A 13,169-nucleotide genomic window follows, 5' to 3' on the forward strand; every position below is an offset into this window, starting at 1 on the left:
ATGCTGCCCCCGTCATGACAGGACAAAGCTTCGACACCCTCTGCATCGGAAATGCCATCTGCGACGTGTTCGCCCATGTGGAGGAGGATTTCCTCCTGCAAGAAAACCTGGTGAAGGGCTCGATGCGCCTGATCGACACGGCCGAGGCCGTGCGTCTGTACGACAAGATGGGGCAGACGACCCGCATTTCAGGCGGCAGCGCGGGCAACACCGCGGCCGGGATCGCCGCGCTCGGCGGAACGCCAGCCTATTTCGGCAAGGTCGCCGATGACGAGCTGGGCAATGCCTACCGCCACGACATGCGCGGCACGGGCGTTCATTTCGAAACGCCGGCCCTGATCGAGGGGGAGGGACCGCCGACGGCCCGCTCGATGATCCTGATCACGCCGGACGGCGAGCGGACCATGAACACCTATCTCGGAGCCTGCGTCGAACTGACGGAGCAGGATATCGAGCCGGAAACCGTGATTGCCTCCGCGATCACCTACATGGAAGGCTACCTCTGGGACCCCCCCGAGGCGAAGAAGGCCTTTCTCAAGGCCGCCGGGATCGCCCATGCCAATGGGCGCAAGGTCAGCCTGACCCTGTCCGACAGTTTCTGCGTCGACCGCTACCGCGCGGAGTTCCTGGGCATGATGCGCGACGGCACGATCGATGTGCTGTTCGCCAACGAGCATGAATTGCGGGCGCTCTACGAAACCTCCGATCTCGACACGGCGATCGCCGCGGTTCGCGAGGACTGCGGAGTGACGGCGCTGACCCTCGGCGCCAACGGCGCGATGGCGATTTCGCGTGGCGAGACCGTCCGGGTTCCCGCAGCCAAGGTCAACGATGTTGTCGACCTGACCGGCGCCGGAGACCTTTTCGCAGCCGGCTTCCTGCTCGGCCAGTCGCGCGATTTCGACTTCACGACATCGGCGGAACTCGGTTGCCTGTGTGCCGCCGAGGTGATCGGCCATGTCGGTGCCCGGCCGGAGCAGTCCTTGCGGCAACTCGCCGGACAGCAAGGGTTCGTTCTTTAAGGAACGCCCGAATCGCTTGCGCAAAAAGGGGCGCGGATCACTCCCGATCCGCGCCCCTTGCTTGTTCTTTTCATCGATTTGCGGCCAAGGGCCGGCAGGATGCCGCCCAGCCGGGACTGCTCAGTCGGCAAGATCCTGTACAGAGGCAACCGTGCCTTCGTCGGTGAGCCGGTAGACGATCGGGGCACCGGTTGCCAGTTCCCGCTTGAGAATCTCCGCGGGCGTCAGGCCTTCCAGTTCCATCACCAGCGCACGCAGCGAATTGCCGTGCGCGGCAACGATCACGCGCTTGCCAGAAATCACTTGCGGCAGGATCTCGGAGCGGTAATAGGGCAGGACGCGCTCCGCCGTCATCTTCAGGCTTTCGCCTCCCGGCGGCGGCACGTCGAACGACCGGCGCCAGACGTGAACCTGCTCCTCGCCGAACTTCTCCCGGGCCTCGTCCTTGTTCATGCCTGTCAGGTCGCCGTAGTCGCGCTCGTTCAGCGCCTGGTCGCGAACGGTCTCCAGCCCTTCCTGGCCAAGCTCCCTGAGGATCAGTTCCAGCGTGTGCTGGGCGCGGGTCAGGTCGGATGTGTAGGCCATGTCGAAGGCAAGCTTCAGGTCCCGGAGCTTTGCTCCGGCGGCGCTCGCCTCGGCCACCCCCTGCTCGGTCAGGCCGGGATCCTTCCAGCCCGTGAAGAGGTTCTTGAGGTTCCATTCGCTTTGCCCGTGACGGACGAGCACAAGGAGGTGTTCCATGACGTGAATATCTCCAGATGGGGGTTCAGCCAGATGGCACGGGCAGCGGAATATCTCAAGCCTTCAGGCCGAGAACATCGTCCATCGAGTAAAGGCCGGGCTTGCGGTCGCGCGCCCACAGGGCGGCCTTGATCGCTCCGCGCGCGAAGATCTGGCGGTCCTGGGCGTGATGCGAGAGCGTCACGGTCTCGAGCGGACCGGCAAGGACGACGCTGTGGTCACCGATTACGGATCCGCCGCGAAGGGTGGCGAATCCGATGTCGCCGCGCGGCCGCTCACCGGTGATGCCGTCGCGTGAGCGTACGCTGCGCGCGGCCAGTTCGATCCCGCGCCCTTCGGCGGCGGCCTCGCCAAGCAGCAGCGCCGTGCCGGACGGCGCGTCGACCTTGTGACGGTGGTGCATCTCCAGCACCTCTATGTCGAAATCCTCGTCAAGCGCAGCGGCCGCCTGACGCACCAGCGCAGCGAGAAGATTGACACCGAGGCTCATGTTGCCGGACTTGACGATCCGCGCGTGGCGGGCGGCAGGGCGGATCGCCTCCACGTCGTCATCACTCATTCCGGTCGTGCCGATCACATGAACGATACGGGCCTGGGCGGCGAGTTCGGCAAACTGCCGGGTTGCGGCTGGTGCCGTGAAATCGAGGACCCCGTCAGCGGCGGCGAACACCGCCAGCGCATCGTCGGAAATCGTCACTCCGTTTGCCGGGAGACCCGCAACCTCGCCGGCATCCTTGCCGAGGTCAGGCGCGCCCGGACGCTCGAGGGCACCCGACAGCTCGACACCGTCAATTTGCGCGATGGCCCGGATCAGCGCCCCGCCCATGCGCCCTGCCGCGCCGACAACCGCCAGCCGCATCACCGTCATCTCCACAACTCCATCACTTGTCGAAATTCGCTTCTTCCAAACGTCCAGCGTTCCGGGCGGTATAGCAGGTTGACGCCGGCCTGCAACGCATCGCCACATGCCCCTGACTGCCGGCCAGCCCCGGGTATTCGAGAAAACATCGTCGCGACATCAAGCGTGCTTGCGCGAATCCCTGTGTTGGTCTCCAGTGGGTGGAAACGCCCCTCGCATTTTCGACAGGTACTGTGGTGCGGCAATTTTTCATTTGTATCAAATGGATACTGTTCCCTTGAAAGTGAACCGGCAATCATCCAGACTTCAGGAGGCGGTCTTCAACCTCGGATTGGAATGGTGAGAAACGACCGAAACAAACTCCCGGCATGCCTTTTGCTGATGGTCGCGCTGCTTGTTGCAGGGTCCGCGAGAGCTGAATTCGGCCGTGAAACACCCGACGAGTACTGGAGCCTTTCCGAGTTTTTCGAGAATCAGCCGGCACAACGCGCCCTCACAAAGCGCTTCTCCGAACGGGTTGCAAATGCCGCGATGCCGATCGAGGCACCCTCCGATCCGGTGCGGATTGCCATCGTCTATCCGGCCATCCAGGCGTCCGACTACTGGCGGCGAAGCATCGTCGCCCTCGAGGCGCGTCTTGACGAACTCGGCATCAGCTACGAACTCACATCACAGTTCACCCAGCCCGGCCAGGAAATCCGGGAACAGACCCGGCAGGTGGCGGAGGCGCTCAAGTCCGACCCCGACTACCTCGTCTTCACCCTCGACGCCCTGCGCCACCGCGTCATTGTCGAACGCCTTATTGCCCGCGACCGGCCCAAGGTCATCCTGCAGAACATCACCACGCCGCTGCGCATATGGGGCAACGAACAACCGTTTCTCTATGTCGGCTTCGACCATGCCTCGGGCACCCGGTTTCTCGCCGAGTACATTCTGCACACGCGCCCCCAGCCCGAGCCCTACGCGATCTTCTACGGCCCGAAAGGCCTTGTCAGCCAGACACGAGGCGAGCCCTTCCGGCTCGCCATGGTCGAGCGCTCGCGCAAACGCCTGGTCGCCTCGTACTATGTCGGCTTCGACCGCGAGAGGGCACGTCAAACAGCCATGACGCTTCTGGCACGGCAACCCGATATCGGCTTCATTTTCTCCTGCTCGACCGATATCGCCCTCGGTGTGAGCGACGCCATCACCGAAATGGGACTGGACGGCAGCGTGTCGACCAACGGCTGGGGCGGTGGCAGCGCTGAACTGGAGCAGCTTGGGAATGGGCGCCTCGCGGTCACCGTGATGCGCATGAACGACGACAACGGCGTGGCCATCGCCGAAGCGATCGCCCTTGACCTGCAGGGACGCAGCAGCGATGTGCCGCTTGTCTATTCGGGTGCATTCGAACTCGTTCCCGCCGACACCGACCGGGCCCGCATGGAAGCGTTGAAAAGGAGGGCGTTCCGCTACTCCAGATGACGCGAAAAAAAGATTTCAGTTTCAACAGGTTCGTACTCGGGCTCTTTGCGGTCGCCCTGCTGACGACGTCGGCGGCGCTCTTCGCCATCAGCTATATCGGCAGCCTCTCGATCGCGGACCGGGAACTGGAACGCTTCGCGCGCAAGGAAGGCATGCTCGCCCGACTGGTGTTCAACCAGTCGCTTGGCCGGCTCGACACGCATTTGCGCGCGCTCGCCGACAATTCCGCCCTGCGCCGCGGCATCTGGTCCGGCAACGACAAGCTGGTTCGCCAGATCCTTCAGGACGCCTCCGAGCAGCCGATCGGCGCCCAGTTCGAACTGCTCGTCATCGACCGTGCCGGCATGCCCGGCTGGGTCGACGCCGGGGCGTCCATCTACGATCTCGACGCGCCTCTTCCCGCAAGCGAGCGGACCCGCATGCCCACCGGCCGCTGGCGCCTCTACTCGGGTGTTTCCGGACGCGACGACACTCCCCTGTTGATGGCCGTCGAGGCCATCCCCATTATCGACGAACTCGACGGGCGGGTTCTTGGCACCCTGGTCGGCGGTTACGTGCTCAACGACAGCATGTTCATTCTGTCGGACATGGCACAGGCCCTCAATACGGACAGCCTCGCGCTGTTTCAGGGAAACCATGTGATCGCAACTGTCGGCGCGCTGCGAGCACGCACGGGCCTGGGTGAATTGCACGACGGCTTCGCAAAAGGCGCCCACCTGCTGGTCAATGACCGGTTGCTCGTTCATTCGAACCTGTCAGGCAGTGTGGACGGGCCCGAGGTTCATCTGGTCAGCGATCATCCCGGCGAGACGATCGAAAACATCCAGGACACCTACCGGACGCTGTTCACGCCCTTTCTTCTCTATGTGCTCGCCGGTTCGGTGCTGGGTGCCTATGCCCTGCACCGCTTCACCAGTCCGGCCCTGCAACGTCTCGTCGGCTACGCCAACAAGATCCGCAGCGACACCTCCGACCTGACATACCGACCAGGCAAGGTGCGCGAATTCAATGCCCTGGGCACCACCCTGCAGGAAGCCTTTCAGGACCTGAAGGAAACCGATGCACAGTTCCGGGCGCTGATCGATGAATCCCTGCAAGGGGTGATCATTCATGCCAACCTGAAGGTTCTCTATGTCAACGATGCCTTGTTGCGGATCCTCGGCTACGGCATCGACGACCGCCACAAGGTGATCGGCCAACCCGTCATCGACCTCTTCGCGCCTGAAGAGCATGAAAGAATGCTCTCCTACAACAAGGCACGCGAGTCCGGCGCATCGGCGCCCGGTGTCTACGAGGTGAAGGCAATCGCCACCGACAGTGCGCGGGTCTGGGTCGAGGTTCACCTGCGCCAGACCCGCTGGAACGGCGTCGATGCCTACTACGCGACGATCAGCGACATATCGGAGCGCAAGCGACAGGAAGAGCTGATCGTCCGACAGGCGAATTTCGACACATTGACGGGACTGCCCAATCGCAACCTGTTCCGCGACCGGCTGGTGCAGGCGATGTCGCGTGCGCAGTGGGAAGGCCATATCGTCGCGCTTCTGTTCCTGGATCTCGACCGGTTCAAGAACATCAACGACAGTCTCGGGCACAGCACCGGCGATCAGCTCATCAAGGCAACGGCAACCCGGATCGGGTCGGTTCTCGACGACAACGACACGGTGGCCCGCCTGGGCGGAGACGAGTTTGCCGTGATCCTCAGCAATACACGCAGTGTCTTCGACGTCGAAATCGCCGCGGCGCGCATTCTGGAGGAGCTGTCCCGACCGCTCGTGGTCGGCGGCAATGTCGAGGTCTTCTCGACGGCCAGCATCGGCATCACCGTCTTCCCCAGCGACGGGAACGACGACGAGCTGTTGCTCCGCCAGGCCGATACCGCGATGTATCACGCGAAGGCGGAAGGCGGGAACAAGCTGCGCTTCTTCTCGGCCCACATGAACGAGCATGTCGCCCGGGCACTCGAACTGGAGAGCTCGCTGCGCCGGGCGCTCGAAAAGCGCCAGCTGACACTGAACTTCCAGCCGGTGATCGACGTCGGCCGCAACATCGTGTCGGGTTGCGAGGCACTGGTGCGATGGAACGATCCGGAGCGCGGGGCGATTTCGCCTGCCGACTTCATTCCGATCGCCGAGAACACCGGCCTGATCGTCCCGCTCGGCGCCTTTGTCCTGGAGGAGGCCTGCCTGTTCTACCAGCGCTGCATCTCCGTGGGGCTGGACCTGCCGACGATCAGCGTGAACGTCTCCCCGCGCCAGTGCCGCGACGAACGGTTCATTGAACTGGTGCGCGATACCCTGTCGCGCACAGGCATGCCGCCCGACCGGCTGCATCTGGAGATCACCGAAAGCGTCATGTTCGACGAGACCGGGAGCGATCCGATCGAGACGCTGCATGCCATCCGCAGCCTGGGCATCCGTCTGTCGCTGGACGACTTCGGAACGGGCTTCTCCTCGCTCAGCAACCTGAAGCGCTTCCCGATCGACACCCTGAAGATCGACAGGTCCTTCATTCGCGACCTGGAGACGGACCGGGACGACCTGGCTCTGGTGGAGGCGATCGTTGTCATGGCCGCCAGCCTCGGGATCACCGTCATCGCGGAGGGCGTCGAGACCGAAGGCCAGTGCCAGCTTCTCAACAAGCTCGGCTGCACCCAGATCCAGGGCTTCCACCTCGGCCGTCCGATGGCCGACGAACAGTTTCGGGGTTTTCTCAGTGCGCATGGTACGACCAGCGAACCAGTCGCCGGAACCGCCTGATACATCCGGCAGGACGGCCCGAGACGCGGCCTGCCGGATGTATCAGGCCGGTTGCAAAGAAAAACGGGCCGGGGGAACCCCCGGCCCGTCTTGTTTTCTTCCGTTTCCGGAATGTCTCTGCGTCCGGCCCAACGGGCCGGACCTCCCGAGTGTCAGCCCTCGGAGTCGATTTCCTTGCCGGTCTCCTGATCGACAACCTTCATCGACAGGCGAACCTTGCCACGCTCGTCGAAGCCCATCAGCTTGACCCAGACCTTGTCGCCTTCCTTGACCACATCGGTGGTCTTGGCGACCTTCTGCGGCGCGAGCTGCGAGATATGGACAAGGCCGTCCTTGGCGCCGAAGAAGTTGACGAAGGCACCGAAGTCGACCGTCTTGACGACACGTCCCTCGTAGACCACGCCCACTTCCGGCTCGGCGGCGATGGAGTTGATCCAGTTGACGGCTGCCTTGATTGCCTTGCCGTCGGCAGACGCGATCTTGACGGTGCCGTCGTCCTCGATGTTGACCTTGGCGCCGGTCTTCTCGACGATCTCGCGGATCACCTTGCCGCCGGAGCCGATGACTTCGCGGATCTTGTCGACCGGGATCTTCATCACCTCGATGCGCGGTGCATGCTCGCCAAGCTCGGCGCGGGCCTCCGACAGTGCGCTCGACATTTCGCCAAGGATATGAATGCGGCCGTCGCGCGCCTGATCGAGCGCAACCCGCATGATCTCCTCGGTGATGCCATCGATCTTGATGTCCATCTGCAGCGAGGTGATGCCCTCGCCGGTACCGGCGACCTTGAAGTCCATGTCGCCGAGATGATCCTCGTCACCAAGGATGTCGGACAGGACGGCGAACTTGTCGTTCTCCTTGATCAGGCCCATGGCGATGCCCGCCACCGGAGCCTTCAGCGGAACACCCGCGTCCATCAGAGCCAGGGAGGTGCCGCATACCGTTGCCATCGACGACGAGCCGTTCGACTCGGTGATCTCCGACACGACCCGCAGGGTGTAGGGGAACTCGTGATGCGGCGGCAGCAGCGGATGGACGGCGCGCCATGCCAGCTTGCCGTGTCCGATCTCGCGGCGGCCCGGCGAACCCGTCCGGCCGGTCTCGCCGACCGAGTAGGGCGGGAAATTGTAGTGCAGCATGAAGGTCGACTTGTAGGTCCCCTCCAGGGCGTCGACGAACTGCTCGTCATCATTCGTGCCGAGCGTCGCCACGACCAGCGACTGCGTCTCGCCGCGGGTGAACAGCGCCGAACCGTGGGCGCGCGGCAGGATGCCCGCCTCCGAGACGATCGGACGGACCGTCTTCAGGTCGCGGCCGTCGATACGCTCGCCCTTTTCGAGGATCGCACCGCGCACGATGCCGGCCTCGGCCTTCTTGAAGAGATCGCCAACGACGACCTTGTCGATGCCGGCCTCACCGGCTTCGGCGGTCAGGGTCGCGACGACCTTGGCCTTTACGGCGTCGACAGCGGCCTTGCGCTCGCTCTTCTCGCGGATCGCATAGGCAGCGGTCAGGTCGTCGGCGGCCAGCGCCTTGATGCGCGCAGCCAGGTCCGAATGATCCGGAAGGTTCACCTCGCGCGGGGCGCGCGCGGCGGTCTCGGCCAGCTTGATGATGGCGTCGATCACCGGCTGGAAGCCCTTGAAGCCGAACATGACGGCGCCGAGCATGATATCCTCGGTCAGTTCCTTGGCCTCGGACTCGACCATCAGCACGGCTTCGCCCGTGCCGGCGACGATCAGGTCGAGCGAGGATTCCGGCATGTCGTCGATCAGCGGGTTGAGAACGTACTCGCCGTTGATATAGCCGATGCGGGCGCCGCCGATCGGACCCATGAAGGGAATGCCGGAGATGGTCAGGGCGGCGGAGGCCGCCACCATGGCAAGAATGTCCGGCGCGTTTTCCATGTCATGCGACAGGACGGTGATGATCACCTGGGTGTCGCACTTGAACCCGTCGACGAAGAGCGGGCGGATCGGACGATCGATCAGGCGCGAGGTCAGCGTCTCGTGCTCCGAGGGGCGTCCCTCGCGCTTGAAGAAGCCGCCCGGGATCTTGCCGGCCGCATAGGCCTTTTCCTGGTAGTTCACGGTCAGCGGGAAGAAGTCCTGACCCGGCTTGGGCTCCTTGGCCGCGACGACGGTGGCCAGCACCTTGGTCTCGCCATAGGTCGCGAGAACCGCGCCGTCCGCCTGGCGGGCAACCTTGCCCGTCTCCAGCGTCAGCGGGCGTCCGCCCCAGTCGACTTCCACGCGATGAATATCAAACATGCTCTATCCTAGCTTTCGGTCACCCGCGGCGCCCAAATGGCCTCGCGCGGGTCATTCCCATGGGGTGGTACGAGCGGCACCATGCCCTCGCACCGGTACGAGACGCGCCACGGGCAAGACAGCGGGGAGCTCGTGAGCCCGGCTTCTCGCCGGGCATGCAAGCCACCTGCTATCCTGCCCCATGACCGTCGCCCGGCCGCCCCTTTGCGGGCGGCGGATACGCGAACGCGGCGCCCTTGCGGACGCCGCGTTGCCGTTTCGTCAGCGGCGCAGGCCGAGACGCTTGATCAGGTCCTGATAGCGGCCTTCTTCGGTCTTCTTCAGGTAATCGAGAAGCGACCGGCGCAGGCTCACCATCTTCAGGAGGCCGCGGCGGGAGTGGTTGTCCTTGCCATGGCCCTTGAAGTGTTCCGTGAGGTTGGCGATCCGCTCGGTGAGGATCGCGATCTGCACGTCGGCAGACCCCGTGTCACCTTCCTTGATCGCGTATTCCTTGATCAGTTCCGCCTTGCGTTCAGCGGTAATCGACATCGGTTGTCCTTTCGACAATGGTGGCGGCGGATGTGTCCGCCGCGAGATTGAAGACGCGCCGTGGCAGAAGCTCCCCGCGCTCGACCTCGCCGATCGCCACCAACTCTCCATGAGTGGTAACTGAAACGAGACCGGTAGACGCCGGGGCATCCCGCCCGCGCAGCAAAACACCCTGTCCTCTCCTGAGGCGGGCGGCGTCCTGCCGGCTGACGGCCAGCGCCGGGATGTCGTCCAGCGCGGTCGCAACAGGCAAAACAAAATCGGCGTGAGCCCCGGTGAGGCCCCCGCCGGGCGCACATTGCCCCAACTCTTCCAGAGTTTCCAGCGGAATCATGTCCGCCTCGTCAAACGGACCGACGACAAGACGCCGCAGTTCCGCGACATGGGCGCAGGTGCCGAGCCGGCGCGCGATGTCGCGCGCCAGCGCGCGAACATAGGTCCCCTTGCCGCATTCGGCCTCGAAAACCGCATGATCGGGGTCCGGGCATTCGACGAGATCCAACCGGTGGACCTCGATGTCGCGGGCCGCCAGTTCGACCGTCTCGCCGTCGCGCGCAAGATCGTAGGCGCGCGCGCCGTCCACCTTGATGGCCGAATATTTGGGAGGAACCTGGCTGATCGTGCCCCTGAACTCGGGCAGGACCGCCATGATGTCGGCGGCGGACGGCCGCGTCTCGCAGGTCTCGACAACCTCGCCTTCGGTATCGTCGGTCTCCGTCGCCTCGCCCCAGCGGGCGGTGAACCGGTAGACCTTGCGCCCGTCCATGGCGAAGGAGACCGTCTTCGTCGCCTCGCCGAAGGCCACCGGCAGCAGGCCCGAGGCGAGCGGGTCAAGCGTTCCGGCATGACCGACCTTCTCGGGATGAAAGACTTTCTTCAGGCGGGTAAGCGCGTCATTGGAGGTGATCCCGACCGGCTTGTCGAGCACAAGCCAGCCGTCGATGCGGTTGCGGTTCGCCTTGCTGCGCCGTCCCATCCCTAGTGCCCGCTTTCGTCCCGGTCGCCGTCGGGACCATCGTCCTCGATGTCGCGGCGCACGTCTTCGCGGCGCAGAAGCGAGGTGATGCGATCATCGTCGTCGAAGCGCGTGTCGATGACGAAACGCACGTCGGGAAGGAACTTCATCGTCAGCCGCCGGCCGAGTTCCCGGCGGATGTGGCGGGAGCTGCGGTTGAGCGCCGCGACGACCTTGTCCGCATCCTTGCCGCCAAGCGGCATCACCAGGCAGTTCGCAAGCCTGAGATCGGGCGTCATGCGGACCTCCGGCACGGAGACGATGGTGCCGTCGAGGACGGGGTCTGCGAGCGTGCCGCGCGCCAGAATGTCGGAGACCTCCTTGCGCACGAGTTCACCGACCCGCAGCTGTCGCTGCGACGGCATCCCGGCGGGGGTCCTGTTCGAATTGGCCATGAAACCGGTCCAGTTGGGTTAAGGCGGCGCGTTGCCTCGAGCGGCCTTGCCGCCGGCGGGAAGCGCATGCCCCGGCGAAACGGAAAACGCCGGCGGGTGTTCCCGCCGGCGCGAAACGGATGCGGCGGGCCCCCTTACAGGGTGCGCGCGATCTCCTCGACCCGGTAGCACTCGATGACGTCGCCCGGGCGCATGTCCTGGTAGCTGACGAAGTTCATGCCGCATTCCTGACCGGACTGGACTTCCTTCACCTCGTCCTTGTAGCGCTTGAGCGTGCCGAGCTTGCCTTCGTGGATGACCACGTTGTCGCGGATCAGGCGCACTTCCGCGCCGCGCTCCACGATGCCTTCGGTCACCCGGCAACCGGCCACCTTGCCAACCTTGGTGATGTTGAAGATCTCCAGGATCTCCGCATTGCCAAGGAAGGTCTCGCGGCGCTCCGGCGAGAGCAGGCCCGACATCGCCGCCTTCACGTCATCCACCAGGTTGTAGATGATGTTGTAGTAGCGGATCTCGATGCCCTCGCGCTCGGCCGCGTCGCGCGCCTGCTTGTTGGCACGCACGTTGAAGCCGATGATCGGGGCGCCCGATGCGGCCGCCAGCGTGACGTCGCTTTCGGTGATGCCGCCAACGCCGGCATGCAGGACGCGCGCCTTGACCTCGTCGGTGCCAAGCGCCTCCAGGGCACCGGCAATCGCCTCGACCGAACCCTGCACGTCGCCCTTGATGAGAAGCGGCGTTTCCTTGTGGCCGCTTTCCTGCAGACGGTTCATCATCTGCTCGAGCGAGCCGCGCGCGCCGATGTCGCGAATGCTGGTCTTCTCGCGCTTCTGGCGCTGACGGTATTCGACGATTTCGCGGGCCCGCGCCTCGTTCTCGACCACGGCCACCATGTCGCCGGCCTCGGGCGTGCCGTTGAAACCGAGCACCTCGACGGGCTTCGACGGACCGGCTTCCTTTTCCTGCTGGCTGTTCTCGTCGAGCATGGCGCGCACGCGGCCCCACTCGGCACCGGCCACCAGGATGTCGCCGACCTTGAGCGTTCCCTTCTGCACGAGCACGGTCGCAACCGGACCCCGGCCCTTGTCGAGCTGGGCCTCGATGACGATGCCCTCCGCCGTGCGGTTCGGGTTGGCCCTGAGTTCCAGCACCTCGGACTGCAGCAGGATCATTTCCAGCAGCTTGTCGAGATTGGTACCCTTGGCCGCGGACACCTCGACCTCGATGACATCGCCACCCATCGATTCCACCACGATGTCCTCGCGCAGAAGATCCGTGCGGACACGGTTGGGGTCGGCAGCCGGCTTGTCGATCTTGTTGATCGCCACGATGATCGGTACATTCGCCGCCTTGGCGTGGGCGATCGCTTCCTTGGTCTGGGGCATGACGCCGTCGTCGGCAGCCACCACGAGGATGACAATGTCCGTCGCCTTGGCGCCGCGGGCACGCATCTGGGTGAAGGCCGCGTGGCCCGGCGTGTCGATGAAGGTGATCTTGTTGCCGTCGCGATCGACCTGATAGGCGCCGATATGCTGGGTGATGCCGCCGGCCTCGCCTTGCACCACATTGGAGCGGCGCAGCGCATCGAGCAGCGACGTCTTGCCGTGGTCGACGTGGCCCATGATGGTCACCACGGGCGGACGCTGCACCAGCGTTTCATTGTCGTCGGCTGCCGAGAACAGGCCTTCCTCCACGTCGGATTCGGAGACACGCTTCACGGTGTGCCCCATCTCCTCGGCGATCAGCTCGGCCGTATCCGCATCGATCACGTCGTTGATCTTCAGCATCTGGCCCTGCTTCATCAGGAGCTTGATGACATCGACGGCCCGTTCGGCCATGCGGTTGGCCAGATCCTGGATCGTGATCGCCTCGGGCAGCACGACTTCGCGGGAGATCTTCTCGCGAACCACCTGCTGGCCGGCGCGCTTTTCCTTCTCGCGGCGACGACGCAGCGAGGCGAGCGAACGGCTGCGCCCCTCGTCATCGCCCGTGGCCGACGAGATCGTCAGCTTCGAGCGGCGACGATCGTCGCCGGTGCGCACGGGGGTCGGGCGTTCCGGCGCGGCCTTGGTGCGCTTGACAGCCTTGACGGTCTTGCGGGCGTCGCCCTCGC

General features: G+C 64.5%; 10 protein-coding genes. 3 read left to right on the forward strand and 7 right to left on the reverse strand.

The features are described from left to right. The first annotated feature begins 14 nt into the window (after positions 1-14). Positions 15-1,022, forward strand: coding sequence for an adenosine kinase (locus ACN0T5_RS10900; RefSeq protein WP_417768657.1), 1,008 nt, complete (start codon positions 15-17; stop codon positions 1,020-1,022). Positions 1,023-1,142: 120 nt separating this feature from the next. On the opposite strand, the gene ACN0T5_RS10905 is transcribed toward ACN0T5_RS10900, so the two are convergent. Then, positions 1,143-1,763 (reverse strand): 2,3-bisphosphoglycerate-dependent phosphoglycerate mutase, encoded by a 621-nt coding sequence (locus ACN0T5_RS10905; RefSeq protein ID WP_417768658.1) that lies wholly within the window; start codon positions 1,761-1,763, stop codon positions 1,143-1,145. Between the two features lie 55 nt (positions 1,764-1,818). Continuing rightward, positions 1,819-2,622 (reverse strand): 4-hydroxy-tetrahydrodipicolinate reductase, encoded by an 804-nt coding sequence (gene dapB / locus ACN0T5_RS10910; protein ID WP_417768670.1) that lies wholly within the window; start codon positions 2,620-2,622, stop codon positions 1,819-1,821. Between the two features lie 381 nt (positions 2,623-3,003). Between dapB and ACN0T5_RS10915 the strand changes: the two genes are divergently transcribed. Continuing rightward, positions 3,004-4,086, forward strand: a complete 1,083-nt coding sequence (locus ACN0T5_RS10915) for an autoinducer 2-binding periplasmic protein LuxP (protein WP_417768659.1) — start codon at positions 3,004-3,006, stop codon at positions 4,084-4,086. Further along, complete coding sequence (locus ACN0T5_RS10920) at positions 4,083-6,845, forward strand: EAL domain-containing protein (protein WP_417768660.1); 2,763 nt, start codon at positions 4,083-4,085, stop codon at positions 6,843-6,845. The genes ACN0T5_RS10915 and ACN0T5_RS10920 overlap by 4 nt, the downstream gene beginning before the upstream one ends. Positions 6,846-6,997: 152 nt before the next feature. On the opposite strand, the gene pnp is transcribed toward ACN0T5_RS10920, so the two are convergent. The 5 genes from pnp to infB form a co-directional block, all read right to left on the reverse strand. Beyond that, on the reverse strand, positions 6,998-9,115 hold the full coding sequence (gene pnp, locus ACN0T5_RS10925; protein WP_417768661.1) for a polyribonucleotide nucleotidyltransferase: 2,118 nt from the start codon (positions 9,113-9,115) through the stop codon (positions 6,998-7,000). Positions 9,116-9,376: 261 nt separating this feature from the next. Continuing rightward, complete coding sequence (rpsO, locus tag ACN0T5_RS10930) at positions 9,377-9,646, reverse strand: 30S ribosomal protein S15 (RefSeq protein WP_417768662.1); 270 nt, start codon at positions 9,644-9,646, stop codon at positions 9,377-9,379. Continuing rightward, entirely contained in the window at positions 9,630-10,622 is a 993-nt protein-coding gene (gene truB / locus ACN0T5_RS10935) for a tRNA pseudouridine(55) synthase TruB (RefSeq protein ID WP_417768663.1), read from the reverse strand. Before truB ends, rpsO begins: the two co-directional genes overlap by 17 nt. A 2-nt stretch (positions 10,623-10,624) precedes the next feature. Beyond that, complete coding sequence (gene rbfA, locus ACN0T5_RS10940; protein ID WP_417768664.1) at positions 10,625-11,056, reverse strand: 30S ribosome-binding factor RbfA; 432 nt, start codon at positions 11,054-11,056, stop codon at positions 10,625-10,627. A 134-nt stretch (positions 11,057-11,190) separates the two neighbouring features. Then, positions 11,191-13,169 (reverse strand): translation initiation factor IF-2 (infB, locus tag ACN0T5_RS10945; protein ID WP_417768665.1); only part of this gene is annotated, 1,979 nt, incomplete at its 5' end.

This window comes from Stappia sp. (assembly GCF_048261845.1).
In the GTDB taxonomy this organism is placed as follows: domain Bacteria; phylum Pseudomonadota; class Alphaproteobacteria; order Rhizobiales; family Stappiaceae; genus Stappia.